Raw genomic sequence first — 13,791 nt, forward strand, 5'->3', positions numbered from 1 at the left:
GGTCAGCGCGCCTGATGCGGCCGCAGCCGCTCCGCCGCGATCCGGACGCAGGCGGTGAAGCTGTCGAGGTCGTGCCATGGATCGGCCGGCATCTGGCGCGGCGTCACCAGCGGCGCGCCGTGCAGATCGAGGCAATGGATCAGCATCAGATTGTCGGCGAGGCCGAAGTCTTCGACCGCAAGGCCGTCGGCACCGATCAGCAGGCCGTCGCGGCTCTCGACGGTTTCGAACTGCTTGACCCGCGCGACGTAGTTCGCCGGGTCGTTCGAATAGCCGAGCACCAGCTTGCCGCGTCCGGCCATGTAGCCGAGTTCGTACACCGTGCCGGCGTCGGCACTGGGACCGCGGAACGGCGTCAGATTGGCGATGATGGCGTCGGCTTCATTCATCATCGCTTCGTTGCCGCGAAAGATCTGCAGCGACGCGTCGTGCGCGGCGAGCGCGACCGCATTGTCGAGCGGAAACAGCCCGGCAAAGCCGTGATCCGCGCACAGCTCGGCCTTGCGCCGGCCGATCTGCAGCGCATCGGGCAGAAACACGTCGGGGCCGGCGAGGTAGATCTTCATGGGCGCCTAAAACAAAACGGCGACACGGTCGCCCGTGCCGCCGTCCTGATGAATTAGCGAAAGCAGCCGGATCAGGCCAGCTTCACGGTGTCGGCCTTGGCGTCCTTGCCGAGCACGTCGAACACCTTCTTGACGATCGCCTTGGCGTCGAGGCCGGCGCGGGCGTACATCGCGGTCGGGTTGTCGTGATCCAGGAACACGTCGGGCAGCACCAGCGCGCGCATCTTCACTTCGCCGTCGAGCATGCCGTGCTCGGCCAGCGTCTGCATCACGTGGCTGCCGAAGCCGCCGATCGAACCTTCTTCGATGGTGAGCAGCACTTCGTGATCGCGGGCGAGCTTCAGCACCAGCTCGACGTCGAGCGGCTTCATGAAGCGCGCGTCGGCGACGGTGGTGGAGAGGCCGAGGGTGGCGAGTTCGTCGGCGGCCTTCTCGGCTTCCGCGAGGCGGGTGCCGAACGACAGCAGCGCGACCTTGTTGCCCTGGCGGATGACGCGGCCCTTACCGATTTCCAGCGGAACGCCGACTTCCGGCATCTCGACGCCGCGGCCTTCGCCGCGCGGATAGCGCACCGCGCTCGGACGGTCGTCGATCGCCACCTGGGTGGCGACCATGTGCACCAGCTCGGCTTCGTCCGCTGCAGCCATGATCACCATGTTGGGCAGGCAGCCGAGATAGGCGTTGTCGAACGAACCGGCGTGGGTGGCGCCGTCGGCACCGACCAGTCCGGCGCGGTCGATCGCAAAGCGCACCGGCAGCTTCTGGATCGCGACGTCGTGGACGATTTGATCGTAAGCGCGCTGCAGGAAGGTCGAGTAGATCGCACAGAACGGCTTGTAGCCCTCGGTGGCGAGGCCGGCCGCGAAGGTCACGGCATGCTGTTCGGCGATGCCGACATCGAAGGTGCGCTTCGGGAAGGCCTTCTCGAAGATGTCGATGCCGGTGCCCGACGGCATCGCCGCGGTGATGCCGACGATCTTGTCGTCCTTCTGGGCTTCCTTGACCAGGCTCTGGCCGAACACGTTCTGGTAGGACGGCGCGTTCGACTTGGCCTTGGCCTGGGCGCCGGTGGCGATGTCGAACTTGACCACCGCGTGATACTTGTCGGCCGCCGCTTCGGCCGGGCCGTAACCCTTGCCCTTCTGGGTGACGACGTGGATCAGGAACGGGCCGGTGTCGGCATCGCGGACGTTCTGCAGGATCGGCAGCAGGTGGTCGAGATTGTGACCGTCGACCGGGCCGACATAGTAGAAGCCGAGTTCTTCGAACAGGGTGCCGCCGCCCATCATGAAGCCGCGGGAATATTCCTCGGCGCGGGCGGCGCGGTCGGCGATCAGCTTGGGCAGGTGCTTGCCGATCTGCTTGCCGGCTTCGCGCAGCGACCGGTAGGTCTTGCCCGAATACAGCCGCGACAGATACGACGACATCGCGCCGACCGGCGGAGCGATCGACATGTTGTTGTCATTGAGGATCACGATCAGCCGCGAGTTCATCGCGCCGGCGTTGTTCATCGCCTCATAGGCCATGCCGGCCGAGATCGAGCCGTCGCCGATCACCGCGATGACGTTGTTTTTCACGCCCGACAGCTCGCTGGCCACCGCCATACCGAGGCCGGCCGAGATCGAGGTCGAGGAATGGCCGGCGCCGAACGGGTCGTGATCGCTCTCGGTGCGCTTGGTGAAGCCGGACAGGCCGCCCGGCGTCCGCAGCGTGCGGATGCGGTCGCGGCGGCCGGTCAGGATCTTGTGCGGGTAGGCCTGGTGGCCGACGTCCCAGATCAGGCGGTCGCGCGGGGTATCGAACACATAGTGCAGTGCGGTGGTCAGCTCGACCACGCCGAGACCGGCGCCGAAATGCCCGCCGGTGACCGATACCGCGTCAATCGTCTCCAATCGCAATTCGTCGGCGACCTGCCGAACCTGATCGACCCGCAGCTTGCGCAGATCTTCCGGTGTACGAATGGTGTCGAGAAGCGGCGTTTTGCTAAATTCGGTCACGGCGATATTCCAGTCTTATAACTATAGGGTGGTGAGTCCCTCGACGAATGGTCCGAGTGTCCAGTCTGCGTGAGCCTCACCCGGCTCCCGCACTCCTACTTCAGGAGAAATCAACGATCGAAGCGTAGTGTGCGCTCCCGATCATCGAAGTGACCTCGATCACTTATTGCGGCTGCACACGTCCACCGAACTTGACAGTGCCATCCCGGCGAGTGTCAAGCGCGGCGCATAAGCTCATACCTTTACACAAACCCGTCATTAAATCCAACCATCGGCCGCCCAAGGCTTGGTCAGGCTGCGTAAACTTTCGGCCAACAGGGTTGATGGGGGTAGTTTCGGAACTCCAGTGTTGCGCCGCAAACACGGTCGTGGCCGGACGGCGGCGCAAGCAATTACCTTTGCGGAGGTCGGGGTTATTGCACGTCCAGCGGCTCGGTGCCGGTCGGAGCGCCCTGCGCGTCGGTGGTAATCTTGTCTACGCGGGCTTCGGCCTGCCGCAGCAGATCCTCGCAGCGGCGCTTCAAAGCTTCACCGCGTTCATAAATCGTGACCGACTCCTCGAGCGGCACCTTGCCGTCTTCGAGCCGCTTGACGATGGTCTCGAGTTCCTCGAGGGCGCGCTCGAAGCTGAGCTTCTTCACATCGGCGGTTGCGGCGTCGGCCATTTCGCATTCCCGGCTGCACCGCGCGGGGGCGCGGCAGCATTGTTTTGGTTGTTATTCTTGGTCGCCTGGCGGGGCGGCTGGTTCAAGCGCCCATCAGGGCGCCCACATGCGCAGCCACCGATTCACTCAGGCCCTGGAGGTCATATCCCCCCTCGAGCACTGAGACAATGCGGCCTCCGGCGGTGTGGGCTGCGACCTCCATCAGCCGTTCGGTGACCCAGCCGAAATCTTCGGCGCGCAGGTTCAGGCTGGCCAGCGGATCGCGGTAATGGGCGTCGAAACCGGCCGAAATCACGATCAATTCCGGCGAAAACCGCTTGAGTTGGGGCAAGATCAGCTGCTCGAACGCGAACCGGAACTCAGTCCCCCCATCTTCGGAGGCCAGCGGCGCGTTGACGATATTGTCATATTCGCCGCGCTCGCCCTGCGAGCCGGTACCCGGGAACAGCGGCATCTGGTGGGTCGAGCAGTACATCACGGTGCGGTCGCCCCAGAAGATGTCCTGGGTGCCGTTACCGTGGTGGACGTCGAAATCCACCACCGCGGCGCGCTCGATGCCGTATTGGCGCTGGGCGTAGCGTGCGGCGATCGCGGCATTGCCGAAAAAGCAGAACCCCATCGGCTTGGTGATTTCGGCGTGGTGACCCGGCGGCCGGGTGGCGACGAAGGCGTTGGCGGCCTCGCCCTTCATCACCGCATCCACCGCGGCGACCGAACCGCCGACGCCGCGTAGCGCGGCTTCGAATGTGCCCGGCGACATCGAGGTGTCGCCGTCGACATAGACGATGCCGGTGGACGGCGACATGTGGCGCAGCTCGACGATGTGGTGATCGGTGTGGCACAGCGCGATGTGCTCGAGCGAGCCGATCGGCGACTCCGCGCGCGCCAGTGGTGCAAAGCGTTCTTCGCCCAGCGTCTTGTTGATGGCGGCGAGGCGCGCAGCGCGCTCAGGATGTCCTTCCGGCGTGTGATGGTCGAGGCACGCGGAATGGGTCAGAAAAAGCGTGGTCATTCAGAAGTGCCCGGGCGCCGATCTGTGTCTGTATTATATTCGAATGAATGTAGTTACTCGCTGCGGCGAGCGAAAGGGCCGCTTAAGGCTTAGAGCGTTTCCGAGCGACATGGAAACTGCTCCGCTCGAAGAAAACGCATCAAAACAAACAACTAGAGCTCGCTCAATTCAAGCGCGTCACCCTGTCGGTCGGCGGCGGCACCACCGGACTGTGGGTCTTGAAATAGGCGAACAGCGCGTCGACGTCGTACACGCCGGTTTGCAGTGCAGCACCGTCCTTGAACACGGTGAAGCCATCGCCCCCCGCCGCCAGATAGGCGTTCAGCGTGACCCGATAGGCGCGGTTCGGATTGATCGGCGCTCCGTTCAACGTCATCCTATCCGGCGGAATTCTCGCACCCGAGGCGCCCGCCGCATCCCAGGCGAAGTGAAAGCCCTTCGACACCTGCAGAATTCGCGGCCGCGCCGGCTCCGCCCATTGCTGTTCGAGCGCCGCCTTGAGCTGGGCGCCGGTCAGTGTCATCGTCACCAGCTGATTGCGGAACGGCTGCGCGGCAAACACCTGGCCGAACGTAACTGCGCCGCCTTCGCCGCCGAGAATATCGGAGCGGACGCCGCCCGGGTTGGTCAGCGCGATCTCGGCGCCGCCTTTGTCTTTATCCGATGTCGCGGCGAGCTGGGCATCGGCCACCACGTCGCCGAGCACGCTCTCGCCCGCCGCGTTCGGCATCCTCGACAGCGCCGATGTCACCGAACCCGCCGGCCGCGCCGCGATCGGACCGGCCAATTTGTCGTAGGCGGCGATCAGTGCGGTCTGCGCCGGATCCTTGGCCAGCGTCTCGGTCCGGACGATCGTGTTATTGGCCGCGGCGCTGATCACGTCGCGGGTCGTCGGATCGAGCTTGAGGTCGGTCGCAGTGACGATGGTGCCGTATTTGTCGCCGCTGGTGACAAGGCGGCCGTCGATCCGGCAAGTGTAGGCGCGGTGAGTATGACCGCTGATCACCACGTCGACGGCGCGATCAAGCTTGTTGACGATCTCGACGATCGGGCCGGAGATCCCCGGGCATTCGTTGTAGTCGCCGGTCGGAAAACCACCTTCATGGATTAGCACCACGATCGCCTCGACGCCCTTGGCTTTCAGCTCAGGGATCAGGGCGTTGACGGTCTCGGCCTCGTCCCTGAACGACAGTCCGGCGACACCCGGCGGTGACACCATGTTGGGCGTGTTCTTCAGCGTCAGCCCGATGAACGCCACCGGCACACCGCCGAACTTGCGGACTGCGTAGGGAGGAAACACCGTCTTGCCGGTCGCGGTCTCGACCGTGGAGGCGGCCAGATAGTTAAACGCCGCGCCCTTGAAAGGATGCGGCCCCTGGCAGCCGTCGACCGGATGACAGCCGCCGTTCTGCATCCGGAGCAGTTCGGTCTTGCCCTCGTCGAATTCGTGATTGCCGACCGAGGACAGCGCCAGCCCCATCAGCGACAGCGACTCGATGGTCGGCTCGTCGTGAAACATGGCGGACAGAAACGGGCTGGCGCCGATCAGGTCGCCTGCCGCAACGAAGATCGCGTTGGGATGATCTTTGCGCAGCGCTTTGACCAGCGTCGCCATATGTTCGGCGCCGCCGGCGGGGACGTGAATCTTCTTGGTCCGATCGGCCGGGTCGTCGATCGCGATGCCGCCGGGCGGCGGCTGTAGATTGCCGTGGAAATCGTTGATCGCCAGAATCCGCAGATCGACCGGCGGCGGGAGCAATTCGGCCGCGCGCGGGGCGGAAACGGATGCGACAGTGAGCGCGGCGGCGGTGGCGAGCAGGGGCAGGCGAGAGCGGAGCTTGATCATCGGTGATCCGAGCAGAGCTGTTTCACGCTTCGCATCGCCTGCCGCGCGCGCGAATGCAAGTGGCGTCGGTTTGCCGCAGGACGACGCGAATGCGCCGCAGAATACCAACCTTGCCGACGTGCCGATTGAACTCCACGGCGGCGCGGCGTTACTGATGGCACTCAATCGCGCGACGGACCGCGAGTCGCGATGCTCGTACAAGACCGGGGATGACGCATGAAGAGGTTTTCGTTCGCTGGGCCCGCCGCCGTTGTTATCGGTGCGATGGCGTTTGCCGGCACGATGTCGTTCGCCGTCGCGCAGCAGCCGCGGGGAGGCGAACGGCCTCAGCCGCGCCTTTCCGATCTGATGCAGGGCGCGCAGGTCGCGCACATCAAGCTGTGGTACGCCGGCAAGGCGGGCAATTGGGGGCTTGCGACTTACGAGACCAAGCAGCTCAAGGCGAGGCTCGAAGATGCCGCCCAGCTCTATCAGAGCCTGCCGGTCAACGACGTCACCACCATGGCCAAGCCGCTCGACGCAGTGTCGGCGGCGATCGCCGCCAAGGACGCCCGCGAATTCGCCCGGGCCTATGATGACCTCACCGCCGGCTGCAATTCGTGCCACCGCGAGCTCAAGCTCGGCTTCGTCCATCTGCGGACGCCGGCGTCGAACCCGTTCAGCGATCAGAATTTCGCGCCCGGGAAAAAGTAATCGGTCCGGCTGCGGCGTCCGCCGGGTGCCGCAGCCGTCATCTCAGCTCTTCTTCCGCTGGAAGAAGCGCATGAAGGCGTTGACGGCTTCGGGCGACTTCATCCGCTCGCCGAACAGATGCGTTTCCTGATCGATCCGCCGGGTGATCTCATCGGGCGCCAGCCGCAACAGCTTGCGCGAGATCGCCACCGCTTCGGCCGGCAGTGCGCAGATTTCCCGCGCGGCTTTCTTGGCTTCCATCTCAGTCTGGCCGGGCGCCACCACGACGTTGACGAAGCCGGCGACGCGGGCGTTTTCGGCCGTCATGGTGTGGCCCATCACCAGCGTGGCGAACGCGCGCTGATAGCCCATGGTGCGCGGCATCAGCAGGCTGGACGCGCCTTCGGGCACCAGGCCGAGCTGGATGAACGGCGTCGAGAACGTCGCCGTGGTCGAGGCCAGCACGTAGTCACAGTGAAACAGCATCGTGGTGCCGATGCCGATCGCGATGCCGTCGACGGCCGCAATGATCGGCTTCACGTTGTGAGCCAGCGAATACAGAAACTTGGTGGCGTTGGTGACACGCGCCGCACCGCTGGTATCGGTGCCGGCTTTGAGGAAATCGTCGAGATCGTTGCCGGCGGTGAACACGCCGGAGCCGCCGGTGATGATCAGGCAACGGATGCTGGGATTGTTCTGCGCGGTGTCGATCGCGTGGCTCATCTCGCGATACATGTCCTGCGTCAGAGCGTTCTTCTTTTCCGGCCGGCGCATGGTGATCACGCGCGTGCCGTCCTCATCCGTGACGATCAGATGCTCCGTCATGGCATTTCCCCCGTAAGACCCGGCGTCCCCGCCTCAAGCGGAGCGCTTCTCGGCACGCACAGTATCACGTTCGTCCGTGACGTCAGCTGACGGCCCGCCGTCCGCGATGAATTTCTGTCGGAGCTCACGCCCAACGCTATGCGCACAAAATAAAGGGTGGCTGCAATGCAGCCACCCCGGAGTTCTTCGTAAGCCGAAGGATCAACTTAGGCGGTCAGCACCGCCTCGGCACCGGCCACCGACGCGGCGCTGTCGACCACGCTGCGCTCCAGCGCAGGCGCCTGCACCGCGACGGTCTCGGCGAAGAATCGCGCCAGCGCGACGTAGCGCGACGGATCGTTGATGCCTTCGAGATCGCGCGCCGCGAGCGCTTCGGCCGCCAGCGCGCAGCCGCCCAGCGTGGCGCCGAACAGTCGCAGATAGGGCGTGGCGCCGGCGAGCGCATCGTTGGTGGCGCTGCCGAGTTTGTCGAGCAGATAGCGGCTGGTGCGATCGAGCGCTTCCAGCGCTTCGCGGAGTCGCAGGCCGGTGAGGCCGAAGCCCGGATCGTTCGACGCTTCGACATCCTTGACGATCAGCGTCAGCTCGTCGAGCAATGTGAACACCGAGGCACCGCCGTTCGCGCCGAGCTTGCGGGTGACGAGGTCGATCGCCTGGATGCCGTTGGTGCCTTCGTAGATCGGCGCAATCCGCGCGTCGCGATAGTGCTGCGCGGCGCCGGTCTCTTCGATGAAGCCCATGCCGCCATGGATCTGCACGCCGAGCGAGGCAACTTCGATGCCGATGTCGGTGGAGAACGCCTTGGCGATCGGCGTCAGCAGCGCGCCGCGCGCAGCGGCGGAGGCCTTGATCTTCGGATCCGTGCTGCGCGCCGCGATGTCGAGCGCAACCGCGGTCGAGTAGCAAATCGTACGCGCGGCGCCGATCAGCGCGCGCATCGTCAGCAGCGTGCGCTTGACGTCGGGGTGCTTGATGATCGGATCCGAACCCGGGCCGGCGCTGCCGACCGCGCGGCCTTGCTTGCGCTCCTGCGCATAGGCCAGCGCCTGCTGATAGGCGCGGTCTGCAATGCCGACGCCTTCGAGGCCGACCGCGAGACGGGCCTGGTTCATCATCGTGAACATGCACTGCATGCCGCGGTTTTCTTCGCCGATCAGATAGCCGATTGCGCCACCGTGATCGCCCATCGTCATGGTGCAGGTCGGCGAGGCATGGATGCCGAGCTTGTGCTCGACGCCGCTCGGATAAATGTCGTTGCGGGCACCCAGCGAGCCGTCGGTGTTGACCAGGAATTTCGGCACCAGGAACAGCGAGATGCCTTTGGTGCCGGCCGGTGCATCCGGCAGACGCGCGAGCACGAAATGCACGATGTTATCGGTCATGTCGTGGTCGCCGTAGGTGATGAAGATCTTGCTGCCGAAGATCTTGTAGCTGCCGTCGGCAGCGCGCTCGGCGCGGGTGCGCAGCGCGCCGACGTCGGAGCCGGCTTGCGGCTCGGTGAGCTGCATCGTGCCGGTCCACTCACCGGAGATCAGCTTGCCGAGATAGACCTGCTTCAGCGCGTCGCTGCCGTGCGTATGCAGGGCGTCGATCGCCGACAGGGTCAGCAGCGGGCACAGCCCGAACGCCATGTTGGAAGACGCCCAGATCTCGGTGCAGGCGGCGTTGACCGCCATCGGCAGCCCCTGGCCGCCGAAATCCTCCGGTCCCGACACCGCATTCCAGCCGGCGGCGATCCAGCGCTGATAGGCGTCCGGCCAGCCCGGCGCGGTGGTGACCTTGCCATGCTCCAGCTTGATGCCGTGCTTGTCGCCGACCCGGTTCAGCGGCGCCAGGATGTCGCTGGCGAACTTGCCCGCCTCGTCCAGGACTTGCGCAGTGATCTCGCTGTCGTAGTCGCCAAAATGGCCGGCGGCGACGGCGGCCTGCAGTCCTGCACCGTGGTTCAGGGAAAGAAGGATGTCGTCGATCGGAGCGCGATAGGTCATGTTGAAGTCCCGGCTGACGGAAGGAATGCCGGCCTTTTTCCACGAAAACCCATTCCCCTCAACCGTCCGTCGCGTCGCGCCGGCTCTGCAGCCGGGCCGCCCACACCCCGCGCACGACGCTTTCGGCGGTTGAAATGCCGCTTGGGTGTCGATAGACCGGCGGAGCCGAAGCGAATCCGCCATCCGGCCGCCCCAGCGCGGTCCGGAACCGGCTGTTGGGGCGTAGCCAAGCGGTAAGGCAGGGGATTTTGATTCCCCCATGCGGAGGTTCGATCCCTCCCGCCCCAGCCAATCATTTCAGCAGCTTAGCTCAGATATGCCGGCGCGTCTCGATGCGCGCGCGTCGGACATCCGCCTTGCGGCGGTCGCGCGAACTCCCGCATAGTCGCTGGCCACAGAGCTGGTTGGGAGGCCGGCGGCGATGGACTCCTTCGACATCCTTTGGCTGCAAGGAGCCAGTTGCGGCGGCTGCACCATGGCGGCGCTGGAGGGCGGGCATTCCGGCTGGTTTGCCGAGCTGAAGCGGTTCGGGATCAATCTGCTGTGGCATCCGTCGGTCAGCGAGGCGACCGCCGACGAGGCGGTGGCGATCTTTGAACGCATTGCGTCCGGCGAGCAGCGGCTCGGCGCGCTGGTGCTGGAAGGCGCGGTGCTGCGTGGGCCGAATGGCAGTGGCCGGTTCAACATGCTCGGCGGCACCGGTCGTTCGATGCTGCATTGGGTGACGGCCCTGGCGCCGCGCGCCGATTATGTGGTTGCGGCTGGAAGCTGCGCGGCGTTCGGCGGCGTGCCGATGGCCGGCGGCAATCCGACTGATGCCAGCGGCCTGCAGTATGCGGCGGCCGAGGCCGGCGGCGTGCTCGGCGCCGGCTTTCGCTCTCGCGCCGGGCTGCCGGTCATCAACATCGCCGGCTGTGCGCCGCATCCGGGCTGGATTTCCGAGACACTGGCGGCGCTGGCGCTCGGCGGTGTCGACAGCGCTGCGCTCGATGCGTTCGGCCGGCCGCGGTTCTTTGCCGATCATCTGGCGCATCACGGCTGCGCCCGTAACGAGTACTACGAGTTCAAAGCCAGCGCCGAGGAGCTGTCGCAGCAGGGCTGCCTGATGGAGCATCTCGGCTGCAAGGCGACCCAGGCGGTCGGCGACTGCAATCAGCGCGGCTGGAACGGCAGTGGCTCCTGCACCAGCGGCGGCTATGCCTGCATTGCCTGCACCTCGCCGGGCTTCGAGACCTCGCAGGGCTTCATGGAAACCGCCAAGCTCGCCGGCATCCCGGTCGGCCTGCCGCTCGACATGCCGAAAGCCTGGTTCGTCGCATTGGCGGCGCTGTCGAAATCGGCGACGCCGAAGCGGGTCCGCGCCAACGCGGCGGCGGATCACATCGTGGTGCCGCCGCGCAGCGATCCCGGCCGGCGGCCATGACGCGGCGGATCACGGTCGGCCCGTTCAACCGCGTCGAGGGCGATCTGGAGGTGCGGCTCGATCTCGACGGCGGCGTCGTTCGCTCGGCCGAAGTCACCGCGCCTTTGTATCGCGGCTTTGAGCAGATCCTGCGCGGGCGATCGGCGATGGATGCGCTGACTTTGGTGCCGCGGATCTGCGGCATCTGCTCGGTGTCGCAGTCGATGGCCGCGGTGGCGGCGCTGCGGGCCGCCGGCGGGGTGCGGCCGGCGCGCAACGGCGTGCTCGCCGCAAATCTGGCACATGCCGCCGAGAACGCAGCCGATCACCTGACCCACTTTTATCTGTTCTTCATGCCGGACTTCGCCCGCGACGCTTATGCGGCGCGGCCCTGGCATCCTGAGATCGCGGCCCGGTTCAAGGCGGTGCAGGGCAGTGCGGCGCAGGCGATGCTGCCGGCGCGGGCGCGGTTGTTGCAGATCATGGGCCTGCTCGCCGGCAAATGGCCGCACAGTCTGGCGTTTCAGCCGGGCGGTACCACCTGCGCGATCGATCTCGGCGAGCGAGTGCAGCTGCTGTCGATCATCGGCGACTTCCGCGACTTTCTCGAACGCACCGTGTTCGGCGACAGTCTCGACAACGTGCTGGCGATCGACAGCGTGGCGGGCCTCGAGGCATGGCGGGACGGCCGCGGCAGTGATTTCGTCGGCTTTCTCGGCATTGCCGATGATCTTGCGCTTCACCAGCTCGGCCGGATCGCGCTGCCGCTGATGAGCTTCGGCGCCTATCAGGGCGAGGATGCAGCTCTGTTTGCAGCCGGCGTGCTCGATCCTTCCAGTGCGGAGCGGACGTCGTTCGATCCCGACGCGATCACCGAGGATGTGGCTCACGCCTGGATGCGCGAGACTTCATTGTCGCCGCTAGAGGCCGACACCGATCCTGATGCCGACAAGCCGGCTGGCTACAGCTGGTGCAAGGCACCCCGGCTCGCCGGTGGCCCGGCCGAAGTCGGGGCCCTGGCGCGGCAGGCGGTCGACGGCGATCCGCTGATCCGGGATTGTCTCGTCCGTTTCGGTCCCTGCGTCACGACCCGCGTTATTGCGCGATTGCGCGAGACGGCCCGGCTGGCGCTGGCGATGCACCAGTGGGCGCGGCAGCTCGATCTTGCCGAACCGTTTCTGGAGCGGGGCGAGCGTGGCCGCGACGGGACCGGCATCGGCCTCGTCGAAGCTGCCCGCGGCAGCCTCGGCCATTGGATCGAATTGCGCGGCGACAGCATCCGCCGCTATCAGATCATCGCGCCGACCAGCTGGAATTTCTCGCCGCGTGATCGCGACGGCGTTCCCGGCCCGCTCGAACAAGCGCTGGTCGGTACGCCGGTCGGTGACGCCGGCGCGCGCGCGGTCACCATCCAGCACGTCGTGCGTTCGTTCGATCCCTGCATGGTGTGCACTGCACACTAACAGCTTGGCTGATCGCACCTGCGGTCACTCGGTTGTCAGCGCCGCAACCGGCTTATCACCTCGTCGTTTCCCGAAGCTCACGGGCCTCACCCAAGCGCGCCGCGCTTTACCGCTCGTATCAAGCACTTGATGCACCGCATCATTCCTTCGCGTCGCTGGCATGGTTCTTGCGATCTCTCGTGAAGTTGCGAAGTCCGGAACGAGACTTCGAGAGGGCGGGACACCGGGAGCCATCATGGGTGCAGTGACGGAAACCTTTTACGAGGTGATCAGGCGGCAGGGGATCACGCGGCGCAGCTTCGTGAAGTTCTGCAGTCTCACGGCCACCAGTCTCGGCCTCGGGCCGATCGGCGCCACCCAGATCGCGCACGCGCTGGAGACCAAGCCGCGCGTGCCGGTGATCTGGATGCACGGGCTGGAATGCACCTGCTGCTCTGAAAGCTTCATCCGCTCGGCGCATCCTCTGGTGAAGGATGCGGTGCTGTCGATGATCTCGCTCGATTACGACGACACCATCATGGCGGCGGCCGGCCATCAGGCCGATGCGATCCTCGAAGAGACTCGCAAGAAGTACAAAGGCCAGTACGTGCTGGCGGTGGAAGGCAATCCGCCACTGAACGAAGACGGCATGTTCTGCATCGACGGCGGCCGCCCGTTCGTCGAGAAGCTGAAGGAGATGGCCGAGGACTCGATGGCGGTGATCGCCTGGGGCAGCTGCGCTTCGTGGGGCTGCGTGCAGGCCGCCAAGCCGAACCCGACCAACGCGACCCCGATCGACAAGGTGATCCGCGACAAGCCGGTGATCAAAGTGCCGGGCTGCCCGCCGATCGCCGAGGTGATGACCGGCGTCGTGTCCTACATCATCACCTTCGGACGGCTGCCCGAACTCGACCGCCAGGGCCGGCCGAAGATGTTCTACTCCCAGCGCATCCACGACAAATGCTATCGCCGGCCGCATTTCGACGCCGGTCAGTTCGTCGAGGAATGGGACGACGACGGCGCGCGTAAGGGCTACTGCCTCTACAAGATGGGCTGCAAAGGCCCGACCACCTACAACGCCTGTTCGACGGTGCGCTGGAACGGCGGTGTGTCGTTCCCGATCCAGTCGGGCCATGGCTGCATCGGCTGCTCGGAAGACGCGTTCTGGGACAAGGGCTCGTTCTACGACCGGCTCACCACCATCAATCAGTTCGGTATCGAGGCCAACGCCGACAAGATCGGCGCCACGGTCGCCGGCGTCGTCGGCACGGCGATCGCCGCCCACGCCGCGGTGACCACCGTGCGCAATCTGTCGCGCCGCAAGGAAGTCCCGAACGGCAACGGCACCTCCAACGGCAAGTCGGCTTAAGGCCCAG

Annotated in this window: 12 protein-coding genes and 1 tRNA gene; 6 read left to right on the forward strand and 7 right to left on the reverse strand. The window is 65.7% G+C overall.

Translation table 11 applies throughout. From position 1 onward, the window contains the following. Positions 1-2: 2 nt before the first annotated feature. From DY467_RS13055 to DY467_RS13075, 5 genes are all read right to left on the reverse strand, one after another. Positions 3-566: a nucleoside 2-deoxyribosyltransferase gene (locus tag DY467_RS13055; RefSeq protein ID WP_164636525.1), complete on the reverse strand. Its 564-nt coding sequence runs from the start codon at positions 564-566 to the stop codon at positions 3-5. Between the two features lie 71 nt (positions 567-637). Next, positions 638-2,563, reverse strand: coding sequence for a 1-deoxy-D-xylulose-5-phosphate synthase (gene dxs / locus DY467_RS13060; RefSeq protein ID WP_107354374.1), 1,926 nt, complete (start codon positions 2,561-2,563; stop codon positions 638-640). A 413-nt stretch (positions 2,564-2,976) separates the two neighbouring features. Then, positions 2,977-3,228: an exodeoxyribonuclease VII small subunit gene (locus DY467_RS13065; protein WP_164636527.1), complete on the reverse strand. Its 252-nt coding sequence runs from the start codon at positions 3,226-3,228 to the stop codon at positions 2,977-2,979. An 82-nt stretch (positions 3,229-3,310) separates the two neighbouring features. Next, positions 3,311-4,240 (reverse strand): histone deacetylase family protein, encoded by a 930-nt coding sequence (locus DY467_RS13070; RefSeq protein WP_107354375.1) that lies wholly within the window; start codon positions 4,238-4,240, stop codon positions 3,311-3,313. A 163-nt stretch (positions 4,241-4,403) separates the two neighbouring features. Then, positions 4,404-6,086: a bifunctional metallophosphatase/5'-nucleotidase gene (locus tag DY467_RS13075; RefSeq protein WP_164636529.1), complete on the reverse strand. Its 1,683-nt coding sequence runs from the start codon at positions 6,084-6,086 to the stop codon at positions 4,404-4,406. Here DY467_RS13075 and DY467_RS13080 point away from each other — a divergent pair. Together DY467_RS13080 and DY467_RS13085 are read left to right on the forward strand one after the other, a co-directional pair. Then, positions 6,079-6,306, forward strand: coding sequence for a hypothetical protein (locus DY467_RS13080; protein ID WP_164636531.1), 228 nt, complete (start codon positions 6,079-6,081; stop codon positions 6,304-6,306). The genes DY467_RS13075 and DY467_RS13080 overlap by 8 nt on opposite strands. After that, positions 6,303-6,779: a hypothetical protein gene (locus DY467_RS13085; RefSeq protein WP_107343105.1), complete on the forward strand. Its 477-nt coding sequence runs from the start codon at positions 6,303-6,305 to the stop codon at positions 6,777-6,779. The genes DY467_RS13080 and DY467_RS13085 overlap by 4 nt, the downstream gene beginning before the upstream one ends. A gap of 42 nt (positions 6,780-6,821) precedes the next feature. Here DY467_RS13085 and DY467_RS13090 read toward each other — a convergent pair whose 3' ends face one another. Continuing rightward, complete coding sequence (locus DY467_RS13090) at positions 6,822-7,583, reverse strand: enoyl-CoA hydratase-related protein (RefSeq protein ID WP_164636533.1); 762 nt, start codon at positions 7,581-7,583, stop codon at positions 6,822-6,824. A 206-nt stretch (positions 7,584-7,789) separates the two neighbouring features. Beyond that, positions 7,790-9,571, reverse strand: coding sequence for an acyl-CoA dehydrogenase family protein (locus DY467_RS13095; RefSeq protein WP_164636535.1), 1,782 nt, complete (start codon positions 9,569-9,571; stop codon positions 7,790-7,792). Between the two features lie 216 nt (positions 9,572-9,787). Between DY467_RS13095 and DY467_RS13100 the strand changes: the two genes are divergently transcribed. From DY467_RS13100 to DY467_RS13115, 4 genes are all read left to right on the forward strand, one after another. Then, positions 9,788-9,862 (forward strand) — tRNA-Gln (locus tag DY467_RS13100). A 130-nt stretch (positions 9,863-9,992) separates the two neighbouring features. Further along, positions 9,993-10,994, forward strand: coding sequence for an NADH-quinone oxidoreductase subunit B family protein (locus DY467_RS13105; RefSeq protein ID WP_164636536.1), 1,002 nt, complete (start codon positions 9,993-9,995; stop codon positions 10,992-10,994). Further along, entirely contained in the window at positions 10,991-12,436 is a 1,446-nt protein-coding gene (locus DY467_RS13110; RefSeq protein WP_164636538.1) for a nickel-dependent hydrogenase large subunit, read from the forward strand. Before DY467_RS13105 ends, DY467_RS13110 begins: the two co-directional genes overlap by 4 nt. A 235-nt stretch (positions 12,437-12,671) precedes the next feature. Next, positions 12,672-13,784, forward strand: coding sequence for a hydrogenase small subunit (locus DY467_RS13115; RefSeq protein WP_164636540.1), 1,113 nt, complete (start codon positions 12,672-12,674; stop codon positions 13,782-13,784). Positions 13,785-13,791: the final 7 nt, after the last annotated feature.

Source organism: Rhodopseudomonas sp. BR0G17 (assembly GCF_010907025.1).
Taxonomy (GTDB): domain Bacteria; phylum Pseudomonadota; class Alphaproteobacteria; order Rhizobiales; family Xanthobacteraceae; genus Rhodopseudomonas; species Rhodopseudomonas palustris_H.